A 24,164-nucleotide genomic window follows, 5' to 3' on the forward strand; every position below is an offset into this window, starting at 1 on the left:
CTGCGTGACCCCGCCGACCGGCGCCTGCCGAGGATCGCCGGGCCGTCCGGCCTGGTGATCTTCGGCGTGACCGGTGACCTGTCGCGCAAGAAGCTCATGCCCGCCATCTACGACCTGGCCAACCGCGGCCTGCTGCCCCCGGGCTTCTCCCTGATCGGGTTCGCCCGCCGGGAGTGGGAGGACGAGGACTTCGCCAAGGAGGTCCACGAGGCGGTCAAGCAGCACGCCCGGACCCCGTTCCGCGAGGAGGTCTGGCAGCAGCTGGCCAAGGGCATGCGGTTCGTCCAGGGCACCTTCGAGGACGACGACGCCTTCGACACCCTGCGCAAGACCATCGAGGAGGTGGACCAGGCGCAGGGCACCAGCGGCAACTTCGCCTTCTACCTCTCGGTGCCGCCGAAGGCCTTCCCGATCGTGGTGCAGCAGCTCAAGAAGCACGGGCTGGCCGACCCGCCGGCCGGCTCCTGGCGCCGCGCGGTGATCGAGAAGCCGTTCGGCCACAACCTGGAGAGCGCCCAGGAGCTGAACCGGATCGTCCACGAGGTCTTCCCCCGGGACGAGGTCTTCCGGATCGACCACTACCTGGGCAAGGAGACCGTCCAGAACATCCTGGCGCTCCGCTTCGCCAACACCATGTTCGAGCCGATCTGGAACCGGTCGTACGTGGACCACGTGCAGATCACCATGGCCGAGGACATCGGCATCGGCGGCCGGGCCGGGTACTACGACGGCATCGGCTCCGCCCGGGACGTCATCCAGAACCACCTGCTCCAGCTGATGGCGCTGACCGCCATCGAGGAGCCGGCCTCGTTCCACCCCAAGGCCCTGGTCGCCGAGAAGCTCAAGGTGCTCAGCGCCGTCCAGCTCCCCGAGGACCTCGGCAAGCACACCGTGCGCGGCCAGTACACGGCCGGCTGGCAGGGCGGCGAGGAGGTGATCGGGTACCTGGAGGAGGACGGCATCAACCCCAGGTCCAAGACCGACACCTACGCCGCCATCAAGCTGGAGATCAACAACCGCCGCTGGGCGGGCGTCCCGTTCTACCTGCGCACCGGCAAGCGGCTCGGCCGCCGGGTGACCGAGATCGCGGTGGTCTTCCAGCGCGCCCCGTACCTGCCCTTCGACTCCTACGCGACCGAGGAGCTGGGGCAGAACGCCCTGGTCATCCGGGTCCAGCCGGACGAGGGCGTGACGGTGCGGTTCGGCTCCAAGGTGCCCGGCACCTCCTTCGAGGTCCGCGACGTCACGATGGACTTCGCCTACGGCGAGTCCTTCACCGAGTCCAGCCCCGAGGCGTACGAGCGGCTCATCCTGGACGTCCTGCTCGGCGACGCCAACCTCTTCCCGCGCCACCAGGAGGTCGAGCTCTCCTGGGGGATCCTCGACCCGATCGAGAACTACTGGGACAGCCACGGCAAGCCCGCCCAGTACCCCGCGGGCGGCTGGGGGCCGACCGAGGCGGACGAGATGCTCGCACGAGACGGCAGGAGCTGGCGGCGGCCATGAAAATCGACCTGACGAACACCACGTCCAGCAAGATCAACGCCGCCCTGATGGGCGCCCGCCGGGCCGGCGGTGCCGGGATGGTGCTCACCCTCGTCATCGTCACCGACGAGGGCAGCGCCTACGACGCGCTCAAGGCCGCCAACGACGCCTCCCGCGAGCACCCCTCGCGGATCCTGGCGGTCATCAAGCGGGCCGGCCGCTCGCCGCGGGCCCGGGCCGAGACCCGGCTGGACGCCGAGCTGCTGGTCGGCTCGGACGCCGGCCCGGGCGAGACCGTCATCCTCCGGATGCACGGCGAACTCGCCAGCCACGCCCAGTCGGTGGTGCTCCCGCTGCTGCTCCCGGACGCCCCCGTGGTGGTCTGGTGGCCGGAGAACGCCCCGGAGAACCCGGCCCACGACCCGCTCGGCGCACTCGCCCAGCGCCGGATCACCGACGCGGTCACCGCCGAGTCGCCGGTCGCCCAGCTCGCCCAGCGCGCCGCCAGCTACACCCCGGGCGACACCGACCTGGCCTGGACCAGGATCACCGGCTGGCGCTCGATGCTGGCCGCCGCCCTGGACCAGCGGCCCGTGACGATCACCTCCGCGGTGGTCGAGGGCGAGTCGTACAACCCCAGCGTGGAGCTGCTCGGCCTGTGGCTGACCGCCCGGCTGCGGGTGCCGGTGGAGCGGGTCGTCACGGCCGGCCCCGGGATCACCGCGGTCCGCCTGCGGGCCGAGGACGGCGACATCACCCTCGACCGCCCCGACGGCCTGCTGGGCACGCTGGCCATGCCCGGCGCGCCGGACCGGATGGTCGCGCTCAAGCGGCGGGACACCGCCGACCTGATCGCCGAGGAGCTGCGCCGGCTCGACCCGGACGACATCTACGCGGCGGCCGTCCGCACCCCGGTCGACCGGCTCCGCGAGCCGTCCGACGCCGAGGCCGGCGCCCGGTCCTCGGCGGAGCCGGTGGCCGCCTCGGTCGCCGCCCCGGCCCGGGTCACGGCCAAGGTGCCGGCCGCCTCGGCCTCCACGCCGGACGCCGCCCCGAAGGAGGCGGCGGCGAAGAAGCCGGCGGCCGGGAAGGCGACCGCCAAGAAGGCCGCGGCCAAGAAGTCGGCCCCGCGCAAGCGCGGCAGCTCATGACCGCGGTCGACCGGCAGCTCGTCGTCCACCACGACAAGGAGCTGATGGCGCGGGCGACCGCGGCCCGGCTGATCACCCGGATCGTGGACGCCCAGGCCGCTCGCGGCACCGCCTCGGTGGTGCTGACCGGCGGCCGCAACGGCAACGCCCTGCTGGCCGCGGTCGCCGCCTCCCCGGCGCGCGACGCGGTCGACTGGGCGCGGCTCGACCTGTGGTGGGGCGACGAGCGCTTCGTCCCCGCCGCGGACCCGGACCGCAACGCCGTCCAGGCCCGTGCCGAGCTGCTCGCGCAGGTGCCGCTCGACCCGGCCCGGGTGCACGAGATGCCGGCCTCGGACGGGCCGGACGGTGCGGACCCGGACGCGGCCGCGGCGCGCTACGCCGAGGAGCTGGCCGCGGCCGCCGGGCCGGGGCAGCGCCTCCCGGCCTTCGACGTGCTGCTGCTGGGCGTCGGCCCGGACACCCACGTGGCCTCGCTCTTCCCGGACCACCCGGGCGTGCGGGAGGCCGAGCGCACCGTGATCGGCGTGCGCGAGGCCCCGAAGCCGCCGCCCACCCGGATCTCGCTCACCCTCCCGGCGATCCGGGCGGCCCGCGAGGTCTGGCTGCTGGCGGCCGGCGAGGACAAGGCGGACGCGGTGGCGCTGGCGCTCACCGACCCGGGCGAGCAGCTGGCCCCGGCCAGCGGCGCGTACGGCACCGAGCGCACCCTGTGGCTGCTCGACCGGACGGCGGCGGCGAAGACCCGCGCGGCCTAGGCCCGGCACCACGAAGGGGCGGGTGGACGCACAGCGCGTCCGCCCGCCCCTTCGCCGTTGCCCCGGGAACCGCGGAAGGGGCCGGGCCACCGGCCCGGCCCCTTCGCAGAGGTGAAGACTGTTCAGATCTCGCCGCGGAGCTTGGCCAGCGCCTCGGCGAGGATCGCCTCGCCGTCGGCGTCGGTGCGACGCTCGCGGACGTAGGCGAGGTGGGTCTTGTACGGCTCGTTGCGGGCCGGGGCCGGGGGGTTGTCCTCGTCCTGACCGGCCGGGAAGCCGCAGCGGGGACAGTCCCAGGTGTCCGGGATGGCCGCTTCGGCCGCGAAGCTGGGGCGCGTCTCGTGCCTGTTCGCGCACCAGAAGGAGATCCGGTTGCGGGGGGCGGACTCGCCGCGCTCCGCCTCGCCCATCGGGCCGGCGCCGACTCTGCTGCCTCGGATGGCGTTGCCACTTGCCACGGTCTGACTCCCTGCGTGCTGGTGCGATGCGACCTCGACCGATGCCCGGGACCCGGTCCTGTCTGCGGCCGGTACCCCCTGCCGCCCGGCCGCGGCCTGCGGACGGTGGCGAAGTCGTCCTAGTGTAAGCGGGAGTTAAGGATCTGCCACCACCGCCTCCGCCACCGGGCCCACTCAGGATAAGCGGCCGGGCCACACCCCGTCAGATCCCTGCCGGAGCCGGGTCAGTTCTTGTACTTGAGCACCAGGCCGAGCACCACGATGCAGGCGAACCAGCCGGCGCCGACCAGGATGGTGATCCGGTCCAGGTTGCGCTCGGCCACCGCCGAGCCGCCGCCGGTCGACATCGCGCCACCGCCGAACATGTCGGACAGGCCGCCGCCCTTCCCCTTGTGCAGCAGCACCAGGAGGATCATCAGCAGACTCAGGATGATCAGGGCAATCGAGAACCCGAGAACCACGACGGGACCAACTCTCTCGTATCTTCGGCGAAGGGGCCGGGCCGCGTGGAAGCGGTCCGGCCCCAAAGCCTACGTTGCTGCGGCGGCGTTAGCCTACTGCCTGGTCACGGTACCGCACGATCTTGACGAACTCGTCGGCGTCCAGGGAGGCACCGCCGATCAGGGCGCCGTCCACGTCCGGCTTGGCCATCAGGCCGGCCGCGCTGGACGACTTGACCGAACCGCCGTACAGCACCCGGACCTTGCCGGCCAGCTCGGCGGAGTACAGCTCGGCCAGGCGGGCGCGGATCGCCGCGCAGACCTCCTGGGCGTCCTCGGGGGTCGCCACCTCGCCGGTGCCGATCGCCCACACCGGCTCGTACGCCACCACGATCGACTCGGCGTCCGCGGCCGGGACCTCGGACAGCGCGCCGTCCAGCTGGGCCAGGGTGTGCTCGACGTGGGTGCCGGCCTTGCGGACCTCCAGCGGCTCGCCGACGCACAGGATCGGCGTGATGCCGTTGCGGTAGGCGGCCTTCACCTTGGCGTTGACGATCTCCTCGTTCTCGCCGTGGTACTGGCGGCGCTCGGAGTGGCCGATCACCGCGTAGCTGCACTTGAGCTTGGCGAGCATCGGGCCGGAGATCTCACCGGTGTAGGCACCGGAGTCGTGCGCCGAGACGTCCTGCGAGCCGTACTTGATCTTCAGCTTGTCGCCGTCGACCAGGGTCTGCACCGAGCGGAGATCGGTGAACGGGACCAGGACGGCGACCTCGACGGCCTCGTAGTCCTTGTCGGCCAGCGCGAACGCCAGCTTCTGGGTGTGCTGGATGGCCTCGAGGTGGTTGAGGTTCATCTTCCAGTTGCCCGCCATCAGCGGGAGACGGTCACTCATGCGATCAGCCTTCCAGGGCGGCGAGACCGGGAAGGGTCTTGCCCTCCAGGTACTCGAGGCTCGCGCCACCGCCGGTCGAGATGTGCCCGAACTTCGTCTCGTCGAAGCCCAGGATGCGGACGGCGGCGGCGGAGTCGCCACCGCCGACCACGGTGAACGCGTCGCTGTCCAGCAGCGCCTGCGCGACGGCCTTGGTGCCCTCGGCGAAGGTGGGGTGCTCGAAGACGCCCACCGGGCCGTTCCAGAACACGGTCTTCGCGTCGGCCAGCTTCGCCGCGAACAGCTCGCGGGTCTTCGGACCGATGTCCAGGCCCTCCTTGTCGGCGGGGATCTTGTCCGCGTCGACGACCTCGAAATCGGTGACCGGGGCGAGGGTCTTGGTGTCGGGGAAGCTCGCGGAGACCGCGATGTCCACCGGCAGCACGAACTCCACACCGTTCTGCTTCGCCCGCTCCAGGTACTCCAGGACGACCGGGATCTGGTCCTTCTGCAGCAGCGAGATGCCGACCTCGTGGCCGAGCGCCGCGAGGAAGGTGTACGCCATGCCGCCGCCGATCAGGATCCGGTCGGCCTTGCCCAGCAGGTTGTCGATCACGCCGACCTTGTCGGAGACCTTCGAGCCGCCGAGCACGACCGCGTACGGGCGCTCGACCTCGGCGGTGAGCCGCTTGAGCACGGCCACCTCGGTGGCGATCAGGTCGCCGACGGCGTGCGGCAGGCGGGCCGGCAGGTCGTAGACCGAGGCGTGCTTGCGGTGCACGGCGCCGAAGCCGTCGCCGACGTACAGGTCGGCCAGCTCGGCCAGCTGGTCGGCGAAGGCGCCGCGCTCGGCGTCCTCCTTGGCCGTCTCACCGGCGTTGAAGCGCAGGTTCTCGAGCAGCGTGACCTCGCCGTCGGCCAGGGCGGCGACGGTGGCCTTCGCGCTCTCGCCCACCGTGTCGGTCGCGAACGCGACCGGGGTGCCGAGCACCTCGCCGAGGCGGACGGCCACCGGCGCGAGGGAGAACTGCGGGTCGGGCTCGCCCTTGGGGCGGCCCAGGTGGGAGGCGACGACGACCTTCGCACCGGCCCGCACCAGCTTGGCGATGGTCGGGGCGACGGCGCGGATCCGGCCGTCGTCGGTGATCCGGCCGCCGGACAGCGGCACGTTCAGGTCGGCGCGGACGAACACGCGCTTACCGGCGACGTCGAGGTCTTCGATGGTCTTCACGGTCTTCGAATCTCCTGGGGAGAAGGTGGCGCGAGGCAGCGGCACGGCGGCGGGCCGCCGGGATCGAGTGAGGGTGCGGTGCGCAGCGGCAGGGCCCGGACGGCTGGAGTGCCTTCCGGGCCCTGCCCCTTACGTCACTTCAGCGCCCGCTGGGGTCAGAGCTGTCCACCGACGAGGGTGGTCAGGTTGACGAGGCGGTTGGAGTAGCCCCACTCGTTGTCGTACCAGCCGAAGACCTTGACCTGGTTGCCCTGGACCATGGTCATCAGCGAGTCGAAGATCGTGGAGAACGGCGAGTTGACGATGTCGGAGGAGACGATCGGGTCCTCGGTGTACTGCAGGATGCCCTTGAGGGAGCCCTCGGACGCCTTCTGGAAGGCCGCGTTGACCTCCTCGACGGTGACCTCGCGCTCCAGGGTGACGACCAGGTCGGTGATCGAGCCGGTCGGGACCGGGACGCGCAGCGAGGTGCCGTCCAGCTTGCCCTTGAGCTCGGGCAGGACCAGGGCGGTCGCCTTGGCGGCGCCGGTCGAGGTCGGGATGATGTTCAGCGACGCGGCGCGGGCACGGCGCAGGTCCTTGTGCGGGAAGTCCAGCGTGACCTGGTCGTTGGTGAACGCGTGCACCGTCGTCATCAGGCCCTTGACGATGCCGAAGTTCTCGTTCAGTACCTTGGCCAGCGGCGCCACGCAGTTGGTGGTGCAGGAGGCGTTGGAGATGACGGTGTGGTTCGCCGGGTCGTACTTCTCGTCGTTGACACCCATCACGATGGTGACGTCTTCGTCGGTCGCGGGGGCGGAGATGATGACCTTCTTGGCACCGGCGGTCACGTGCTTCTTGGCCTGGTCGGCCTTGGTGAAGATGCCGGTGGACTCGATCACGACGTCGACGCCCAGCTCGCCCCAGGGGAGGCTGGCCGGGTCGCGCTCGGCGATGACCTTGAAGGTCTTGCCGTCCACGGTGATGCTGTCGGCGGTGTGGGACACCTCGGCCTGGAGGGTGCCCAGGATCGAGTCGTACTTGAGCAGGTGAGCCAGGGTCTTGGTGTCCGTCAGGTCGTTGACACCGACGATCTCGATGTCCGCGGCCTGGGACCGAACCGCGCGGAAGAAGTTGCGGCCAATGCGGCCGAATCCGTTGATGCCTACCCGGATCGTCACGAACCGATCTCCTTGTGAGGTACGCCGGACCTAGCCCGACGGGGGTGGAAATGGGATGTCCCCGACCAGCACTGACCCTACCTCCCCAAGGGCTGCACGGGCACATCGCCTCTCCGGCGTCCGGGCGCCGACAGGGGCGCGCGCAGCCCGTCCGCGAGCCGCTCGCCGCAAGGGTGAGCGGGTCGCGCGGCTGCGCGCGCCCCTGATGGTCCGGTGCCCGGCGCGGGCCTAGCCGAGCGCCATCTCCTCGGTCAGGTTGGCCTCCGTGTTGGGCAGTCCCAGCTCGGCCGCCCGCTTGTCCGCCATCGCCAGCAGGCGGCGGATCCGGCCCGCCACCGCGTCCTTGGTGAGCGGCGGGTCGGCCAGTGCGCCGAGCTCCTCCAGCGAGGCCTGCTTGTGCTGCATCCGCAGCTGGCCGGCGGCCGCCAGGTGCTCGGGCACCTCCTCGCCGAGGATCTCCAGCGCGCGCTGCACCCGGGCGCCGGCCGCGACCGCGGCCCGGGCCGAGCGGCGCAGGTTGGCGTCGTCGAAGTTGGCCAGCCGGTTGGCCGTGGCGCGCACCTCGCGGCGCATCCGGCGCTCCTCCCAGGCCAGCACCGACTCGTGCGCGCCGAGCCTGGTGAGCAGGGCGCCGATCGCGTCGCCGTCCCGGATCACCACCCGGTCCACCCCGCGGACCTCGCGGGCCTTGGCCGGGATGCCGAGCCGGCGGGCCGCGCCGACCAGCGCCAGCGCCGCCTCGGAACCGGGGCAGGTGATCTCCAGGGAGGAGGACCTCCCGGGCTCGGTCAGCGAGCCGTGTGCCAGGAAGGCTCCGCGCCAGGCGGCCTCCGCGTCGCAGGTCGCGCCCGAGACCACCGCCGGGGGCAGGCCCCTGATCGGCCGTCCCCTGCCGTCCACCAGCCCGGTCTGCCGGGCGAGCAGTTCGCCGTCCTTCACCACCCGCACCACGTACCGGCTGCCGCGGCGCAGCCCGCCGGGGGCCATCACCACCAGATCCGAGGAGTGCCCGAAGATCTCCAGCAGGTCCTTGCGCAGCCGCCGCGCCGCAATGCCGGTGTCCAGCTCCGCCTCGATCACGATGCGACCGCTCACGATGTGCAGTCCGCCCGCGAAACGCAGGATCGCCGAGACCTCCGCCTTGCGGCAGCATGCCCGGGTGACGGGGAGCCGGCTGATTTCATCCTTGACCGCTGCCGTCATCGCCATGGGCCGATCCTTCCATGTGTCCGGAAAATCCGGTCGTACGCAGCCGCCAAGAGCTCCGGGTCGTGTCGCGGCGTGCCGTCGGCCCGGGCCACCCGGTCGAGCACCAGTGCGGCGCCCATCCGTTCGGCCGCTTTCTCCAGCCCGGCCAGGTCGGCCTGGCCGAAGGCGCCGCCGGTGACCGCCCGCTCGTCCACCAGGATCGCGTCGACGGCCAGCTCCGGGGCGTGGTCGGCGATCACCTCCAGGTGGCGCTGGGGGGTGAAGCCCTCGGTCTCACCGGGCTGGGGCGCCAGGTTGAGGGTGAGCAGGCGGCGGGCCCGGGTCTCGGTCAGGGCGGCGGCCAGCTCCGGGACCAGCAGGTGCGGCAGCACGCTGGTGAACCAGGAGCCGGGGCCGAGCACCACCCAGTCCGCCTCCAGCACCGCGGAGACCGCCTCCGGGACGGCCGGCGGGCCGTCCGGCAGGAGGCTGATGGAGAGCACCGTGCCGGGGGTGACGGCGACGCTGGCCTGACCCCGGACGGCGGTGACCTCGCCCGGGCGGGCCGGGTCGTGGCCGCGGACCTGCGCCTCGATGTCCAGCGGGACGGCAGACATCGGCAGCACCCGGCCCTGCACGTTCAGCAGCCGGCCGACCCACTTGAGCGCCTCGACCGGATCGCCGAGCTTCTCCCAGAGCGCGACGATCAGCAGGTTGCCGACCGCGTGACCGCCGAGGCCGCCGTTGCCGGTGAAGCGCTGCTGGATCACCTCGGACCAGGTCCGGCCCCAGTCGTCGTCCCCGCACAGCGCCGCCAGGGCCTTGCGCAGGTCGCCCGGCGGCAGCACCCCGAGTTCGCTGCGGAGCCGGCCGCTGGAGCCGCCGTCGTCGGCGACGGTGACCACGGCGGTCAGCTCGTTGGTCAAGCGGCGCAGCGCCGAGAGCGAGGCGGACAGGCCCTGGCCGCCGCCGAGGGCGGTGATCCTGGGCGCACCGGGACGCGACTTCTGTCCGGCCTGGACGGGCCCGGTCGCCAGGGCGCGCTCGGAGGGCCTGTGCTGGAGCTGCCGCGCTGGCGAGTACCCGGTCACACCGACCCCATGTTCCTGTCTCATGCTCCTCCGAGCGACGGACGGGGCGCTGGTGTCACTCCCGGCCGGTCACTCCCTGCCCATGTCACGGTGGACCAGCACCGTTTCGACCCCGTCCGCGATCAGACGCTTGGCCAGCCGCTCCGACATGGCGACGCTCCGGTGCTTGCCACCGGTGCAGCCTACGGCAAGAGTCATGTAGCGCTTTCCCTCGCGGCGATAGCCTTCGGTGATGACCCGCAGCAGGTCGGTGTAGCCGTCCAGGAACTCCTGGGCGCCCACCTGCTGGAAGACGTACTCGGCCACGTCGGGGTCGGTGCCGGTGCGGGCCCGCAGCTCGGGGACCCAGTGCGGGTTGGGCAGGAAGCGGCAGTCCACCACCAGGTCGGCGTCGACCGGCAGGCCGTACTTGAAGCCGAAGGACATCACGGTCGCCCGCAGCTCGGGCTCGTCGTGGTCGGCGAACTGGGCGTCCAGCTTGGCGCGCAGCTGGTGCACGTTGAGGTTGGAGGTGTCGATCACCAGGTCGGCCTCGCCGCGCAGCTCGCGCAGCAGGTCGCGCTCGCGCTCGATGCCGTCCACGATCCGGCCGTCGGCCTGCAGCGGGTGCGGGCGGCGGACCGACTCGAAGCGGCGCACCAGGGCGTCGTCCGAGGACTCCAGGAAGACCACCCGGAGCCGGACGCCGCGCTTCTCCAGCTCCTCCAGGGAGGTCAGCAGGTCGTCGAAGAAGGTCCGGCCACGGACGTCGACGACGGCGCCGATCCTGGGCACCGCGCCCTGGGACCTGGCGCCGAGGTCGACCATGGTCGGGATGAGGGCCGGCGGAAGGTTGTCCACCACGAACCAGCCCAGGTCCTCCAGGCACTTCGCGGCGGTGCTCCGGCCGGCTCCGGACATGCCGGAGATGATCACCAGCTCCGGTGCGGCCTCGCCCGTACTGGACACAGTCACTTCGGTTCCCCGCTCTCGGTGGTTCTGCTGAGGAGAACGCGCGCGGGGCCGCCGGGCTTCCCCGGCTCACTCGGCCGGGCGGCGCCCGGGCCCCGGTGTTGACGGGCGACATCGGCCGTCATGGCGTCTCCTGGGGTGCTGGCGTCTGCCGGTCGGCGTCGGTCGTGCGCGGACCGCCGGCGGGTTCGACGCCGTCGTCAATGATCTCGCCCGTGGCGGTGTTCACCGCGAATGAGGCGGGTGTACGGGAGGACAACGCTGCCGCAACAGTCTCCGCCGTGCGGCGGCCGATGCCCGGGACCTCGCACAGTTCGTCCACGGTGGCCGCACGCAGCCGCTTCAGCGAACCGAAGTGCTTGAGCAGGGCCTGGCGGCGAGTCTCGCCGAGCCCGGGGACGGAGTCCAGCTCCCCCGCCGTGAGCCGCTTGGAACGCTTGGTGCGCTGGTAGCGGATGGCGAAGCGGTGCGCCTCGTCGCGCACCCGCTGGAGCAGGTACAGGCCCTCGCTGCTGCGCGGCAGCACCACCGGGTCGTCCTGGCCGGGCAGCCAGACCTCCTCCAGGCGCTTGGCCAGGCCGCAGAGCGCGACGTCGTCGATGCCCAGCTCGTCCAGCGCCCGCCGGGCGGCGGCGACCTGCGGCTGGCCGCCGTCCACCACCAGCAGCTGCGGCGGGTAGGCGAAGCGGCGCGGGCGGCCGGACTCCTCGGCCTGGCCCGCCGGGCCGGCGTCGTCCTCCTCCGGGACGGCCCACTCGCCGGTCTGCTCGCGCTCCTGGAGGTAGCGGCGGAACCGGCGGGTGATCACCTCGTGCATCGAGCGGACGTCGTCCTGCCCGGCGAAGCTCTTGATCTGGAAGCGCCGGTACTCGCTCTTGCGGGCCAGGCCGTCCTCGAAGACCACCATCGAGGCGACCACGTCCTCGCCCTGCAGGTGCGAGATGTCGAAGCACTCGATCCGCAGCGGGACGGAGTCCAGCTCCAGCGCGTCGGCGATCTCCTGGAGCGCGCGGCTGCGGGTGGTGAGGTCGGCGGCGCGCTTGGTCTTGTGCAGCGCCAGCGCCTGCTGGGCGTTGCGGCCGACGGTGACCATCAGGTCCTTCTTGTCGCCGCGCTGGGGCACCCGCAGGTCCACCGGGCCGCCGCGCAGGCCGCACAGCCACTCGCGGACCGGCTCGGCCGGCTCGGGCAGCGCGGGGACGAGCACCTCGCGCGGCACCGGCTCGGTGCCGGCGCCGTACAGCTGCTGGAGGGCGTGCTCGACCAGGGCGGCGGTGTCGACGTCCTCGACCTTGTCGGTGATCCAGCCGCGCTGGCCGCGGACCCGGCCGCCGCGGACGTGGAAGATCTGCACGGCCGCCTCCAACTCGTCCTCGGCGAGGGCGAGCAGGTCGGCGTCGGTGCCGTCGGCGAGGACCACCGCGTTCTTCTCCATGGCGCGCTTGAGCGCACCGATGTCGTCCCGCAGCCGGGCCGCCCGCTCGTACTCCATCTCCTCAGCGGCCTGCTGCATCTGCTGCTCCAGCCGGCGCAGGAAGCCGCCCGTCCGGCCGGCCATGAACTCGCAGAACTCCTCGGCCAGTTGCAGGTGCTCGGCCGCGTCGACCTTGCCGACGCAGGGGGCGGCGCACTTGCCGATGTAGCCGAGCAGGCAGGGGCGGCCGACCTGCTGGGCGCGCTTGAAGACGCCGTTGGAGCAGGTGCGGACCGGGAAGACCCGCAGCAGCAGGTCCACCGTCTCGCGGATCGCCCAGGCGTGGCCGTACGGGCCGAAGTAGCGCACGCCCTTCTTGTGCGCCCCCCGCATCACCTGCACGCGGGGGAACTCCTCGTTCAGCGTGACCGCGAGCTCGGGGTAGCTCTTGTCGTCGCGGTACTTCACGTTGAACCGGGGGTCGAACTCCTTGATCCAGGAGTACTCCAGCTGGAGCGCCTCGACCTCGGTGCCCACCACCGTCCACTCCACCGAGGCGGCGGTGGTGACCATGGTCGCCGTCCGCGGGTGCAGGTTGGCGATGTCCTGGAAGTACGAGGACAGCCGCGGGCGCAGGCTCTTCGCCTTGCCGACGTAGATGACCCGGCCGTGCGCGTCGCGGAACTTGTAGACCCCGGGCGAGACCGGGATCTCACCGGGTGCCGGACGGTAGGTGGACGGGTCAGCCATGGGATTCACCCTACCGATTGGCGGTGACAGTCCGTGGCCTGATCCACTTCTCCCCCGCTGCCGGCTCAGTGCGGCGGGCCGCCGCGGTGCAGCAGGTCGGTGCCGAGCGGGGTCAGGGTGTGCAGCACCGCGCCCCCGCGGCGCCGGGTGGTGATCAGGTTGGCGTCCCGCAGGACGGCGGTGTGCTGGCTGGCGGAGGCGGGCGAGACCGCGAGCCGGCGGGCCAGCTCGGTGGTGGAGCAGCCCTCGGCGAGGATGCCCAGCGCGGCGGCCCTGGTGCGGCCGAGCAGCGCCGCCAGCGGACGGGCACCCGGTCCGGCCGGCTCGGCCGACCACAGGCCGGCGCCCACCAGCGGGTCGCGCAGGGTCGGGATCAGCAGGGTGGCGGGCGCCGCCTCGTCCGTCAGGTCGTACAGCAGCTCGGGGCCGTCCGGCAGGAAGACCATCGGGGCGATCACCAGGCCGCGGCCGGTCGGCCGGTGGTCCAGCTCCAGGCCGCAGCGGACCTCCAGGACCGGTGCCCGCCAGCGCACCACCTCGGGGCAGAGGGTCTCCAGCAGCCGTTCGATGCCGCTGTCCATCAGGGTGCGGGCCCAGTCCGCCCGGACGGCGTCGAGGTGGGCGCGCATCCGGCCCCAGTGCGGGCCGATCAGCTCCTGGTAGCAGGCCTGCAGGCTGTCCGCGAGCAGTCGGCGGGCGGGCAGGGCGCCGCCGCTCAGCTCGGCCAGCCAGCGCGGGTCGGCGCGCGGCGCGGTGATGTGCGACAGCTCCTGGCGCACCAGCTCGTCCGGGGCGCCGAGCAGCGTCTCCAGCCCGGCCGGCGCGGACGGCTCGGTGCCGGCCAGCGCGGTGACGTCCAGCCAGGGGCCGGGGCCGACCAGCGACCACAGCGGGCGGGCCGCCTCGCTCAGCCGGGGCGGGACCAGCCGGCGCCAGGGCCGGAACGGCAGCGCCGAACCGTACCCGGCCAGCAGGTGGAGGCTGTTGAAGGTCTCGGCGAGCGGGCCGGCGGTGGGTGCGAACCTGATCCGGACCAGGTCGTCGGAGGTCAGGTGGATCCGTAACAACTCTCGCCCCTCCCCAGGCGGCCCGCGCCGGGCCGAGCGCCGGGGCCATTGTCCCCGGCTCCCCGGACACCGTCCAGCTGCGCCTTTAAGGCACGGCCGAAAGGCGTGGGCGCACGGCCCCGGCACCCGCAGACTTGAGCCACGTCGACGCCGGACGACGGGCCGGCTCCGGTGCCCGCCACGGGGGTGCGGGCACCGGGGCCGCCGTGCTGCGGGCCGGGTGCGGTACGGGCCGGGTGCGGGCCGGTCAGGCGGGGGTGACCTGGAGCTTGCCGTCCTGCACGGTGACGGCGTACGCGGGCAGCGGGGTGGGGGCCGGGCCGTCCGCCACGGCGCCGTCGGCGATCGCGAACTTGCTGCCGTGGCACGGGCAGAGGATCTGGCCGCCCTTGACCTGGTCCACCACGCAGCCCGCGTGGGTGCACTTGGCGCTGAAGGCCTTGTACTGGCCGGCCTCGGGCTGGGTGACCACGATCTTCTGCTCGCGGTAGACCTTGCCCCCGCCGACCGGGACCTCGGTCGCGGCGCCCAGGTCGACCGGGGTGGCCGAGCCGCCCTTGGCGCCGTCCGAGGACGAGGAGGAGGAACAGCCGGTGAGCGCGACGGCCCCGCCGCCGGCCGCGAGGGCGGCGGCGCAGCAGAGCAGGGTGCGACGGGAGGGGGCGGGGATCTGGGCCTCGGTCATCGGGCGCTCCTGGGTCGGCGCGGGCGGGAACGGGCGGCAGTCTATGCCCGGAACCTGAGCGGCCCGCCCCGCGTGCTGCGGGGCGGGCCGACGGGAGGGCGCGGGAGGGCGCGGGCTACTTCTTCGCCGCCGCGCGCTTGCGGACCGGCTTGGCGGCCGTCTTGGCCGGGGCGGCCTTGGCGCCCGCCCTCGCACCGGACCTGGCCGGTGCCTTCGCCTTGGCCGGGGTGCCCGGCACCGGCAGGTCGCCCAGGATGTCGCGGAGGAACTTGCCGGTGTGGCTGGCGGGCACGGCCGCGACCTCCTCGGGCGTGCCCTCGCACACCACGCCGCCACCGCCGCTGCCGCCCTCGGGGCCCATGTCGACCACCCAGTCCGCGGTCTTGATCACGTCGAGGTTGTGCTCGATGACGATCACGGTGTTGCCCTTGTCGACCAGCCCGTCGAGTACCCGGATCAGCTTGCTGATGTCCTCGAAGTGCAGACCGGTGGTCGGCTCGTCCAGCACGTAGACCGTCCGACCGGTGGAGCGCTTCTGCAGCTCGGAGGCGAGCTTGACGCGCTGCGCCTCGCCGCCGGAGAGGGTCGGCGCGGACTGGCCGAGCCGGACGTAGCCGAGGCCGACGTCGTGCAGCGTGCGCAGGTGGCGGGCGATCGCCGGGACGGCCTCGAAGAAGGTGACCGCCTCCTCGATCGGCATGTCCAGCACCTCGGCGATGGACTTGCCCTTGTAGTGCACCTCCAGCGTCTCCCGGTTGTACCGGGCGCCGTGGCACACCTCGCACGGGACGTAGACGTCCGGCAGGAAGTTCATCTCGATCTTGATGGTGCCGTCGCCGGAGCAGTTCTCGCAGCGGCCGCCCTTGACGTTGAAGGAGAACCGGCCCGGCAGGTAGCCGCGGACCTTGGCCTCCTGGGTCTCCGCGAACAGCCGCCGGACGTGGTCGAAGACGCCGGTGTAGGTGGCCGGGTTGGAGCGCGGGGTGCGGCCGATCGGCGACTGGTCCACGTGCACCACCTTGTCCACCAGGTCGGTGCCGGTGATCCGGGTGTGCCGGCCGGGGACGCTGCGCGCGCCGTTCAGCTCGCGCGCCAGGTGGGTGTAGAGGATGTCGTTGACCAGCGTCGACTTGCCGGAGCCGGAGACGCCGGTGACGGCGGTGAAGGTGCCGAGCGGGAAGCCGACCGTGACGTCCTTGAGGTTGTGCTCGCGGGCGCCGTGCACGGTGATCCGACGCTTCGGGTCCTGCGGGCGACGGGCGGCCGGGATCGGGATCGCCCGCTTGCCGGCGAGGTACTGGCCGGTGAGCGACTCCTCGTTCTTCAGCAGCTCCTTGAGCGAACCGGAGTGCACGACCTTGCCGCCGTGCTCGCCGGCGCCGGGGCCGATGTCGACGACCCAGTCGGCCGTCTTGATGGTGTCCTCGTCGTGCTCGACCACGATCAGGGTGTTGCCGATGTCCCGCAGCCGGACCAGGGTCTCGATCAGCCGGTGGTTGTCGCGCTGGTGCAGCCCGATCGAGGGCTCGTCCAGCACGTAGAGCACGCCGACCAGGCCGGAGCCGATCTGGGTGGCGAGCCGGATCCGCTGGGCCTCGCCACCGGACAGGGTGCCGGCGGCGCGGTTGAGCGAGAGGTAGTCCAGGCCGACGTCGACCAGGAAGCGCAGCCGCTCGTTGACCTCCTTGAGCACCCGCTCGGCGATCTGCTTGTCCCGGGCCGTCAGCCGCATCGCGCCGAGGAACTCGGCGCAGTCGCTGATCGACATCGCGGCGACGTCGGCGATCGACCTGTCCTGCACCGTGACCGCCAGCACCACCGGCTTGAGCCGGGTGCCCGAGCAGGCCGGACAGGGCACCTCGCGCATGTAGCCCTCGAAGCGCTCGCGGCTGGAGTCGCTCTCCGACTCCGAGTGGCGGCGGGTGACGAACGGGACCGCGCCCTCGAACGAGGTGGTGTACGAGCGGTCGCGCCCGTACCGGTTGCGGTAGCGGACCTCGACCTGGGTCTTGTGCCCGTACAGCAGCGCCTTGCGGGCGCGCGCGGGCAGCCCGGCCCAGGGCAGGTCGGTGCGGAAGCCCAGCTCGCCGGCGAGCGCGTCGACCAGCCGCTGGAAGTACTCCCTGGTGTGGCCCTGCGACCACGGGTGGATCGCGCCCTCCTCGAGCGACTTCTCCTCGTCCGGGACGACCAGCTCCGGGTCGACCTCCATCCGGTTGCCCAGGCCCGAGCACTCCGGGCAGGCGCCGAACGGCGAGTTGAAGGAGAACGAGCGCGGCTCCAGCTCCTCGAAGGAGACGTCGTCGTACGGGCAGTACAGGTGCTCGGAGAACATCCGCTCGCGCTCCGGGTCGTCCTCCGGGAGGTCGACGAAGTCGAGCACCACCATGCCGCCGGAGAGCTTGAGGGCCGTCTCGACCGAGTCGGTCAGCCGGCGCTTGGCGCTCTCCTTGACGGTGAGGCGGTCGATGACCACCTCGATGGTGTGCTTCTCCTGCTTCTTGAGCGTCGGCGGCTCGGTCAGCTGGACCGTCGCGCCGTCCACCCGGGCCCGGGCGTAGCCCTTGGACTGGAGGTCGGCGAACAGGTCGACGAACTCGCCCTTGCGCTCCCGGACCACCGGGCTGAGCACCTGGAAGCGGGTGCCCTCGGCGAGCTCCAGCACCCGGTCCACGATGGCCTGCGGGGACTGCCGGGCGATCGGGCGGCCGCAGTGCGGACAGTGCGGCTTGCCGATCCGGGCGAACAGCAGGCGCAGGTAGTCGTAGACCTCGGTGATGGTGCCGACCGTGGAGCGCGGGTTGCGGCTGGTGGACTTCTGGTCGATCGAGACGGCCGGCGACAGCCCCTCGATGAAGTCCACGTCGGGCTTGTCCATCTGCCCCAGGAACTGCCGGGCGTACGAGGACAGCGACTCGACGTAGCGGCGCTGACCCTCGGCGAAGATGGTGTCGAAGGCCAGCGAGGACTTGCCGGACCCGGAGAGGCCCGTGAAGACGATGAGGGAGTCGCGGGGCAGGTCGAGCGAGACGTTCTTGAGGTTGTGCTCGCGAGCACCACGGACGATGAGGCGGTCGGCCACTGCTTCTGGCGCCTTTCTCCGGGGAGAGGTGGCTTGGAATCCCCTCCGAGGGGGTCCAACGTGCGAGAGGGGCTGTTTCTTCCAGCTTGCCGCAGGCAGCCTACTAGCTCAGGCGTTCGATTATCGAGCCGGTCCGGCCCGGTCCACCCGAACGAGTGATGGTCGCCCTCCGCACCACAGCGCCGACCTGCCCGAAGGCCCTGCTCGGCCGCGGTTCCGGGAGTAGCGTCACCCCCGTCAACGACCGACCGCCCGTGCGGGCAACGCCGCGAACGCGCCAATTCGGAGGCCAGTACCCCATGACCGACACGACCGCCGACCGGATCGCCGCCCGGGCCGCCGCCGACGACCTGCACCGGGTCGCGGAGAGCACCGAGCTGCTCCTGCACACCGTCGCCGGGCTGGAGCCGGCGGCCCTGTTCGAACCCTCCGCACTGCCCGGCTGGACCCGCGGCCACGTGCTGGCCCACCTGTCCCGCAACGCCGACTCGCTGGTCAACCTGCTGGAGTCGGCCCGCACCGGGGTGGACATCCCGCAGTACGCCAGCGCGGAGGCCCGCGAGCAGGGCATCCAGGACGGCGCCGGCCGCCCGCTGGAGGAGCAGCTGGCGGACCTGCGCCGCAGCCACGAGCGGTTCCTGGCGGCCGCCGCCGACCTGCCCGACGGGGCCTGGCAGGCGCAGCTGCGCCACCGGGCCGGCTACCTCTTCCCGGCCCACCAGCTGCCGTTCAAGCGCCTGGCCGAGGTCGAGTACCACCACGTCGACCTGGCCGCCGGGCACACCCCTGCGCACTGGCCGGAACCGTTCGCCGCGGCCGAGTTCCCGCGGCTGGCCGAGCTGTTCCGCACCGCCGAGGGCGTGCCGGCCGCCGTGCTGGTCGCCGAGGACGTCGAGCTGCGCGAGCACCTCGGGCCGGCCGGCGGCGGGCCGGAGCTGACCGTCGAGGGCCCGGTGCGGGCGCTCACCGGCTGGCTCTCCGGCCGCTCCGACGGCGACGGCCTGCAGGTCCACCGCGGCGGCGAGCAGCTGACCGACCCGCGCGCCGCGCTGCCCCGACTGCCGGCGATGGGCTGAGCGGGGCATCATGCGGGTGATCGACAATCGGACGGGCACGGCCCGGACGAGCGGTTATCGGAGACGAGGAGCGGCACGATGACGTACCACGGAGCGGTCAAGGTCGGCGGTCCGCCGGACGTGCGGGAACTGGCCCATCTCATCATCACCAAGGTGGCGGTCGGCCCGTACGACAACAACGCGTACCTGCTGCGCTGCCGGGCCACCGACACCCAGTTGCTGATCGACGCGGCGGCCGACGCCCCGGTGCTGCTGGAGACCGTGGGCGAGCGCCTGGACACCGTGGTCACCACCCACCGGCACCACGACCACTGGGCGGCGCTGGCCGAGGTGGTCGCCGCCACCGGCGCCCGGACGGCGGCCGGCCGGATCGACGCCGAGGGCATCGAGGTGCCGACCGACCTGCCGCTGGAGGACGGCCAGGTGCTCGGCTTCGGCCGGATCGAGCTCACGGTGCGGCACCTGGTCGGGCACACCCCCGGCGCGATCGTGCTGGTCTACGACGATCCGCAGGGGCACCCGCACGTCTTCACCGGGGACTGCCTCTTCCCCGGCGGCGTCGGCAACACCTGGAAGGACCCGCAGGCGTTCGCCACCCTGTTCCGCGACGTCAACGAGAAGATCTTCGACGTGCTCCCGGACGAGGCCTGGGTGTACCCCGGCCACGGCGCCGACACCACCCTGGGCGCCGAGCGCCCGCACCTCGCCGAGTGGCGCGAGCGGGGCTGGTGACGACCGGGGCCGGTGCCCGCATGACGCGCGCACCGGCCCCACCGGGTCCTGGCGGCCGCTATCCCCGGCCCGCCGCGGGGGCACCCGCCTCCGCCGGCGCCACCCGCGCGGACGGGCGGTCGAAGGCCTTCGTCACCCGCTGGCCGAGCCGCTGCGCGGGCAGCTCGATCAGGTGGAAGGTGAGGTGGCTGATCACCAGGACGACCGCGCAGAAGCCGACGCCCATCACGGCCCGGCTGCCCAGCGACAGCGAGGTCACCGCGTTGGGGCTGATCAGCCAGAGCATGACGCTGAGCAGCACGGCGTGCACCAGGTAGACGGAGTAGCTGACCGAACCGAGCCAGGTCAGCACCCGCGGCATCCGGAAGCGTCGCACCGCCATGCCCAGCGCGAAGGTCGCCCAGGTGGCCACCATGGTCGTCACCCAGTGCCACTGGAAGTGCGGGGCGACCTGGCCGTTCTCGCCGTAGCGTCCGCCGACCAGGAGGATCAGCGGCACCGTCACGACACCCGCCGCGATGCACACCAGGCGCCGGACCTGTCCCTGCTCGGCGCGGTAGATCGCGGTGCCGGCGAACATGGTGGCGAGGATGGTCATGCTGAACCAGCCGGGCAGGCGGGTGTTCAGCGAGAGCAGGCCGAGCGCCAGCGACCCCAGTACCAGGGCCCCGGCCACCGCCACACCGCGCCGGCGGCTCATCACACCGAACAGCCCCAGGGCCATCACCACGGCCACCCCGACCACCGCCCGGCGCAGCCCGCTCTGGTCGTGGGCGATCGTGATCAGCGGGAAGGCTCCGACGGCGGCCACCGCGACCACCGCGAAGGCGGTGGAGATCTCGGCGCTGCGCCGGTGCACGTTGAGCACGAACAGGGCCGCCACCAGGAGGTAGAAGGCCATCTCGTAGGAGAGCGTCCACATCACGAAGACGGTGCCGCCGACCCCGACGAAGTCGTGCAGCATGGTCGCGTTGCCGAGCGCCGCGATCGCCGGGTGCTCCATGGTGAACCAGCTGAGCGGGGTCAGCGCCTGGGTGTAGGCGTCGAACTTCCAGGCGACGGCGCCGACGGCCACCACGAACAGGCAGAGCGGATAGATCCGGAAGAGCCGGCTGACCCAGAAGCCCCGGACGCTGCCCCGGCGTTCCAGCGAGGCCGGCACGATGTATCCGCTGACCAGGAAGAACAGGAAGACGGCGTAGGTACCGATGTCGAACTTGCCGGCGGTGCGGGCGAACACCTCGGGCATCACGGCCTGGACGAAGTGGCCGACCATGATGGACAGGGCCGCGAAGCCGCGCAGCGCGTCGAGCCAGCCGAGCCTCGGCTTGGCGGGCCCTGCCGCCGCCGGGGCGGCGGGCGGCGCTGCCTCCCGGGCCGGTTCCTGAATCGTGAGGGACATCCGAGGAGGCTAGCGCAGGGCCCGCCGGGCCCCGCCGCCGCCCACCCCCGTGGCAGGGCACCGCGGGCCGGGACCGGAGGCGCCCGGGTGCGCGGCGGGGCCCGCGACCGGACGAACCGGTCGCGGGCCCCGTGCTGCGGACGGTCGGGCCGTCAGGCGTCGAGCTTCTCCTGCTCCTGCTCGCGCTCCAGCTGCTTCCTGGAGGCGATCAGGCTGGCCACCGTGGTCACCGCGAGCACCACCACGATGAAGCCCAGCGAGAGCGGGATGCCGATCTCCGGCACGTGCACGCCGCTCTCGTGCAGCGCGTGCAGCACCAGCTTCACCCCGATGAAGCCGAGGATCACCGACAGGCCGTACGACAGGTAGATCAGCTTCTTCAGCAGGCCGCCGATCAGGAAGTACAGCTGCCGCAGGCCCATCAGCGCGAAGGCGTTGGCGGTGAACACGATGTACGGGTCCTGGGTCAGGCCGAAGATCGCCGGGATCGAGTCCAGCGCGAACAGGACGTCGGTGGTGCCGATCGCGAGCATCACGATCAGCATCGGCGTCATCAGCCGGCGGCCGTTCTCCCGGATGAAGAGCTTGGTGCCGTGGTACTTGTCGGTCGACGGGAAGTGCCGCTCGATGGACTTGAGCAGGCGGTTCTCCTCGAACTCCTCGTCCTCGTCGCCGGCCCGGGCGTCCTGGATCAGCTTCCAGGCCGTCCAGATCAGGAAGGCGCCGAAGATGTAGAACACCCAGGAGAAGGTGGTCACCAGCGCGGCGCCGCCGGCGATGAAGACCGCCCGGAGCACCAGCGCGATGATCACGCCGACCATCAGCACCCGCTGCTGGTAGATCCGCGGGACCGCGAACTTGCTCATGATCAGGATGAACACGAAGAGGTTGTCGACACTGAGCGACTTCTCGGTGATGTAGCCCGCGAAGAACTCGCCGGCCGGCTTCGAGCCGCCGTACCACCACAGGAAGCCGCCGAACGCGACGGCGAGGGCGACCCACACCGCCGTCCAGATGCCGGCTTCCTTGATCGACACCTCGTGCGGCTTGCGGCCGCCGATGAAGAAATCGGCCACGATCAGGGCCACCAGGACCCCGATCGTGCCGGCCCACAATGCTACGGAAACGTCCACTTGCTGCTCCTCCGGCAGGTCGGCGGGACACACGTCGTCTGCCGGAGGTCTCCTCCGCCCGCCGCGCCCGCCGAACGGGCCGCGCGGACCCAGTGGCCCGGGCCGCCCGGATGGACCGGGGGCCGTGATGACGGACGCACTGCGACGGGAGTACTCCCCTCCGCTTCGGTCCACCGTACCAAAGAATCCCAAGAGAAGGTAAAGAGATCTCCCCGAAAGGTAAAAGGGTGGCCGGAACCCGCCCTCAGCGGGCCGCCCGTCGCGCCAGCGCGACCCGCTCCAGCAGGGCGGGCAGCGCAAGGCTGTCGGGCGCCGGCACCGCCGGGGTGTACGTCCACAGGTGCTCGACCCACGGGTCGGCGAGGTACTCCTGCGGGACCGGAGCCATCCGGGTGAGGCCGCGCCAGAACCGGTCGAGCACCGGACCGTAGGCGCGGGCCTGGGCCCGGTCCGCCACCATCAGCAGGTGGACGCCGGCCTCCGGGCCCTCCTCGGAGAGGAAGCGGAGCTTGGCGACGGTGCCGTCGTCGAAGCCGTGCGGGAAGTCGTGCACCAGCAGCAGCCGGGCCAGGTCCGCCTGCGACCCGAGCTCCTCGGCGGCTCCCGCCCCGCGGGCCATCTGGATCAGGTCGACCCGCTCGACCAGCGAGTCCAGCAGCCCGGCGATCCCGGCCGCGGTGGTGGCGGGCGGCTGCGCCAGCAGCCCGGCCATCGCCAGCGGGGCGAGCGCGGCCCCGGCCGCGCCGGCCGGGTCGATCACGTGCAGCAGCAGGCCGCCCGGCGGGTGGCAGGCCAGCAGCCGAGCGGCGGTGGCCACGGCCAGCGTGCCCGCGGCGGCCACCGCCTCGGCCCGGTCGACCGGCCCGCCGGTGGAGTCGGACGCCGCCCCGCAGTCCACCCACAGCCCCCGGGAGAGCGGCAGGCGCAGCAGCAGCGGGACCTTCAGCGCGGGGTTCTCCGGCAGGTGCAGATCGCCGATCCGCACGCCGTACGGCGGCTCGGCCGGCGGGCGCCAGTCGGCCCAGGCGGGAGCCTCCCAGCCCGCCATCGGGGCGGGCACGGCCGCCTCGACCACCGCCAGCTCGGCCAGCAGCTGCGCGGCGTCGCGCTCGAGCACCTCCCGGGCCCGGGACTCCAGGTCGTCGCGGCGGGCCCGGACCCGCATCCGGCCGAGCTCGGCGTCGGCGCCGAACCGGCTGCGCGGGTCGGCGAGCAGCGCCTCGATCTCCTGGTCCTGGCGCCGGTCCGCGTAGGCGACGGCGGAGCGGTAGGCGGCGGCGGACCGGGCGGCGTCCTCGAAGATGCCCCAGACCTGGTTGTAGAGCCGCTCGTCCATGGTCCGGCCGGGGGCGTCACCGGCCACCGGCGCCTCGGGGCCGGTCGGCGGGGACGGCGGCACGGACAGCGGTGGTGGCGTGCTGCCCGGGGCGGGCCGGCGCGGGTGCGCGATGTTCAGCGGGCCGCCGGCGGCCCGGGTCGTGGGCGCGGGTTCGGCCGCCGCCGGGGCCAGCGCGGCCGCCTGCGCGGCGGCGTCCGGCACGCCGTGGTCGCGCAGCAGCGCCTCGGCGCCGCCGGCGTACCCCTGGCCGACCGCGCGGAGCTTCCAGATCCCGCCCCTCAGGTACAGCTCCAGCACCGTCACGGCGGTCTCCGGGCCGAGGCCGGCGACGGTGAAGGCGGCGAACTCCGTGCCGCCGGGCCCCGCCACGGCCGCGACCGGGGCGGTGAGGGCGCCGAAGGCCGGGCCGCCGGGCGGCAGGACCAGCGCCACCGACAGCCGTTCGACGCCGGCCGGCAGCGCGTCCAGCTCGACCGAGACCTCCTGCCGGTCGGCGGGGGCGGTGGCCGGCCGGACGCCGGGCAGCCCGGGGCCGCCCGGACGGGCGATCCGGTCCGGGCCGGTGACCCGGCCGTCGGCGTCCGCGAGCAGCACCACCGCGGCCGGCCCGCCGGCCGCGGTGATCCGGATGCTCAGCCCGGTGTGCGGCAGCGGGAGGTTCTGCCCCCGCACCAGCTCGGCGGCCATGGTGCTGTTC

Annotated in this window: 20 protein-coding genes; 5 read left to right on the plus strand and 15 right to left on the minus strand. The window is 72.7% G+C overall.

The genetic code is table 11. From position 1 onward, the window contains the following. From zwf to pgl, 3 genes are read left to right on the plus strand one after another with little or no spacing between them, the layout of a single operon-like run. The gene (zwf, locus tag ABT014_RS16940) at window positions 1-1,506 is read left to right on the plus strand and encodes a glucose-6-phosphate dehydrogenase (RefSeq protein WP_350639639.1); all 1,506 of its coding nucleotides are present in this window, start codon (window positions 1-3) and stop codon (window positions 1,504-1,506) included. After that, window positions 1,503-2,636 carry a glucose-6-phosphate dehydrogenase assembly protein OpcA gene (gene opcA, locus ABT014_RS16945; RefSeq protein ID WP_350639540.1) on the plus strand — a complete coding sequence of 378 codons (1,134 nt, stop codon included), beginning with the start codon at window positions 1,503-1,505 and terminating at the stop codon, window positions 2,634-2,636. Before zwf ends, opcA begins: the two co-directional genes overlap by 4 nt. Further along, a complete protein-coding gene (gene pgl, locus ABT014_RS16950; protein WP_350639541.1) occupies window positions 2,633-3,394 on the plus strand; it encodes a 6-phosphogluconolactonase in 762 nt (253 codons plus the stop codon). Before opcA ends, pgl begins: the two co-directional genes overlap by 4 nt. Window positions 3,395-3,516: 122 nt before the next feature. Here pgl and ABT014_RS16955 read toward each other — a convergent pair whose 3' ends face one another. The 12 genes from ABT014_RS16955 to uvrA all read right to left on the minus strand — a co-directional run bounded on the left by ABT014_RS16955 (window position 3,517) and on the right by uvrA (window position 17,785). Continuing rightward, window positions 3,517-3,804 (minus strand): RNA polymerase-binding protein RbpA, encoded by a 288-nt coding sequence (locus ABT014_RS16955; RefSeq protein WP_033820152.1) that lies wholly within the window; start codon window positions 3,802-3,804, stop codon window positions 3,517-3,519. Between the two features lie 272 nt (window positions 3,805-4,076). After that, window positions 4,077-4,313: a preprotein translocase subunit SecG gene (secG, locus tag ABT014_RS16960; RefSeq protein ID WP_350639542.1), complete on the minus strand. Its 237-nt coding sequence runs from the start codon at window positions 4,311-4,313 to the stop codon at window positions 4,077-4,079. 88 nt (window positions 4,314-4,401) lie between these two features. Then, complete coding sequence (tpiA, locus tag ABT014_RS16965) at window positions 4,402-5,187, minus strand: triose-phosphate isomerase (RefSeq protein WP_350639543.1); 786 nt, start codon at window positions 5,185-5,187, stop codon at window positions 4,402-4,404. A gap of 4 nt (window positions 5,188-5,191) precedes the next feature. Next, window positions 5,192-6,397, minus strand: coding sequence for a phosphoglycerate kinase (locus tag ABT014_RS16970; protein ID WP_350639544.1), 1,206 nt, complete (start codon window positions 6,395-6,397; stop codon window positions 5,192-5,194). 155 nt (window positions 6,398-6,552) lie between these two features. Beyond that, the gene (gene gap, locus ABT014_RS16975) at window positions 6,553-7,557 is read right to left on the minus strand and encodes a type I glyceraldehyde-3-phosphate dehydrogenase (protein ID WP_350639545.1); all 1,005 of its coding nucleotides are present in this window, start codon (window positions 7,555-7,557) and stop codon (window positions 6,553-6,555) included. Window positions 7,558-7,785: 228 nt separating this feature from the next. Beyond that, window positions 7,786-8,766, minus strand: coding sequence for a DNA-binding protein WhiA (gene whiA, locus ABT014_RS16980; RefSeq protein ID WP_350639546.1), 981 nt, complete (start codon window positions 8,764-8,766; stop codon window positions 7,786-7,788). Beyond that, window positions 8,757-9,860 carry a gluconeogenesis factor YvcK family protein gene (locus ABT014_RS16985; RefSeq protein ID WP_350639547.1) on the minus strand — a complete coding sequence of 368 codons (1,104 nt, stop codon included), beginning with the start codon at window positions 9,858-9,860 and terminating at the stop codon, window positions 8,757-8,759. The genes whiA and ABT014_RS16985 overlap by 10 nt, the downstream gene beginning before the upstream one ends. A 45-nt stretch (window positions 9,861-9,905) precedes the next feature. Beyond that, complete coding sequence (gene rapZ, locus ABT014_RS16990; RefSeq protein ID WP_502894993.1) at window positions 9,906-10,790, minus strand: RNase adapter RapZ; 885 nt, start codon at window positions 10,788-10,790, stop codon at window positions 9,906-9,908. A 118-nt stretch (window positions 10,791-10,908) separates the two neighbouring features. After that, entirely contained in the window at window positions 10,909-12,951 is a 2,043-nt protein-coding gene (uvrC, locus tag ABT014_RS16995; RefSeq protein ID WP_350639548.1) for an excinuclease ABC subunit UvrC, read from the minus strand. 65 nt (window positions 12,952-13,016) lie between these two features. Next, entirely contained in the window at window positions 13,017-14,018 is a 1,002-nt protein-coding gene (locus ABT014_RS17000) for a winged helix-turn-helix domain-containing protein (protein ID WP_350639549.1), read from the minus strand. A gap of 247 nt (window positions 14,019-14,265) precedes the next feature. After that, a complete protein-coding gene (locus ABT014_RS17005) occupies window positions 14,266-14,703 on the minus strand; it encodes a Rieske (2Fe-2S) protein (protein ID WP_350639550.1) in 438 nt (145 codons plus the stop codon). A gap of 115 nt (window positions 14,704-14,818) precedes the next feature. Then, complete coding sequence (gene uvrA / locus ABT014_RS17010) at window positions 14,819-17,785, minus strand: excinuclease ABC subunit UvrA (protein WP_350639551.1); 2,967 nt, start codon at window positions 17,783-17,785, stop codon at window positions 14,819-14,821. Window positions 17,786-18,084: 299 nt separating this feature from the next. On the opposite strand from uvrA, the gene ABT014_RS17015 reads away from it, so the two are divergent. Further along, window positions 18,085-18,861, plus strand: a complete 777-nt coding sequence (locus tag ABT014_RS17015) for a maleylpyruvate isomerase family mycothiol-dependent enzyme (RefSeq protein WP_350639552.1) — start codon at window positions 18,085-18,087, stop codon at window positions 18,859-18,861. Between the two features lie 78 nt (window positions 18,862-18,939). Beyond that, window positions 18,940-19,593: an MBL fold metallo-hydrolase gene (locus ABT014_RS17020; RefSeq protein ID WP_350639553.1), complete on the plus strand. Its 654-nt coding sequence runs from the start codon at window positions 18,940-18,942 to the stop codon at window positions 19,591-19,593. Between the two features lie 58 nt (window positions 19,594-19,651). Here ABT014_RS17020 and ABT014_RS17025 read toward each other — a convergent pair whose 3' ends face one another. The 3 genes from ABT014_RS17025 to ABT014_RS17035 all read right to left on the minus strand — a co-directional run bounded on the left by ABT014_RS17025 (window position 19,652) and on the right by ABT014_RS17035 (window position 24,154). Further along, window positions 19,652-20,995: an acyltransferase family protein gene (locus tag ABT014_RS17025; RefSeq protein WP_350639554.1), complete on the minus strand. Its 1,344-nt coding sequence runs from the start codon at window positions 20,993-20,995 to the stop codon at window positions 19,652-19,654. 152 nt (window positions 20,996-21,147) lie between these two features. Then, entirely contained in the window at window positions 21,148-22,128 is a 981-nt protein-coding gene (locus tag ABT014_RS17030; protein ID WP_350639555.1) for a TerC family protein, read from the minus strand. Between the two features lie 244 nt (window positions 22,129-22,372). Next, entirely contained in the window at window positions 22,373-24,154 is a 1,782-nt protein-coding gene (locus ABT014_RS17035; protein ID WP_350639556.1) for a TerD family protein, read from the minus strand. Window positions 24,155-24,164: the final 10 nt, after the last annotated feature.

Source organism: Kitasatospora sp. NPDC094015, assembly GCF_040304075.1.
Taxonomy (GTDB): Bacteria; Actinomycetota; Actinomycetes; order Streptomycetales; family Streptomycetaceae; genus Kitasatospora.

Bases quoted from the DNA above. Each gene is read 5' to 3' on its own strand.
- ABT014_RS16985 (WP_350639547.1), bottom strand. From the start codon at position 9,860: ATGAGACAGGAACATGGGGTCGGTGTGACCGGGTACTCGCCAGCGCGG.
- whiA (WP_350639546.1), bottom strand. From the start codon at position 8,766: ATGGCGATGACGGCAGCGGTCAAGGATGAAATCAGCCGGCTCCCCGTC.
- ABT014_RS17025 (WP_350639554.1), bottom strand. From the start codon at position 20,995: ATGTCCCTCACGATTCAGGAACCGGCCCGGGAGGCAGCGCCGCCCGCC.
- uvrC (WP_350639548.1), bottom strand. From the start codon at position 12,951: ATGGCTGACCCGTCCACCTACCGTCCGGCACCCGGTGAGATCCCGGTC.
- pgl (WP_350639541.1), top strand. From the start codon at position 2,633: ATGACCGCGGTCGACCGGCAGCTCGTCGTCCACCACGACAAGGAGCTG.
- ABT014_RS16955 (WP_033820152.1), bottom strand. From the start codon at position 3,804: ATGGGCGAGGCGGAGCGCGGCGAGTCCGCCCCCCGCAACCGGATCTCC.
- opcA (WP_350639540.1), top strand. From the start codon at position 1,503: ATGAAAATCGACCTGACGAACACCACGTCCAGCAAGATCAACGCCGCC.
- ABT014_RS17020 (WP_350639553.1), top strand. From the start codon at position 18,940: ATGACGTACCACGGAGCGGTCAAGGTCGGCGGTCCGCCGGACGTGCGG.
- ABT014_RS17005 (WP_350639550.1), bottom strand. From the start codon at position 14,703: ATGACCGAGGCCCAGATCCCCGCCCCCTCCCGTCGCACCCTGCTCTGC.
- ABT014_RS17015 (WP_350639552.1), top strand. From the start codon at position 18,085: ATGACCGACACGACCGCCGACCGGATCGCCGCCCGGGCCGCCGCCGAC.
- ABT014_RS17035 (WP_350639556.1), bottom strand. From the start codon at position 24,154: ATGGCCGCCGAGCTGGTGCGGGGGCAGAACCTCCCGCTGCCGCACACC.
- tpiA (WP_350639543.1), bottom strand. From the start codon at position 5,187: ATGAGTGACCGTCTCCCGCTGATGGCGGGCAACTGGAAGATGAACCTC.